The 268-nt window shown below is 60.8% G+C and carries 1 protein-coding gene; it reads right to left on the bottom strand.

What is annotated here, in order from left to right; all coding sequences use genetic code 11:
• The coding region (locus tag AAEZ09_RS28355; RefSeq protein ID WP_350601664.1) for a DUF2238 domain-containing protein at positions 1-268 on the bottom strand (268 nt) is incomplete at both ends.

Genomic DNA, 268 nt, shown 5'->3' with positions numbered 1-268 from the left:
CCCATGGATCGCCCTGGGTTCCGAGAAAGTCCTCTGCGCCTTGTCCGGCAATGAGTGCCACCCACCACTCGATCAGCTCATAGAACGCGCTGAACGCCAGCGCGACGCAGACTGCGAGAAAGCCCAGCATTCTCCCAGGTGCAATGAAACGCAGGCGTAGCAGGATCTCCCGAGCGAGCAGGGCAGGTGTCACGCCCTGAATGAAATGCCCCAGTTTGTCGTATGGATTGCGGCTGAGGTCGAACCACTCCTGCACCCAGAACCCCGG

Source organism: Pseudomonas sp. 65/3-MNA-CIBAN-0223, assembly GCF_040310425.1.
GTDB lineage: Bacteria > Pseudomonadota > Gammaproteobacteria > Pseudomonadales > Pseudomonadaceae > Aquipseudomonas > Aquipseudomonas gregormendelii.
Note: the sequence above shows the minus strand (reverse complement) of the source record. Positions and strands in the feature narration are given on the sequence as shown.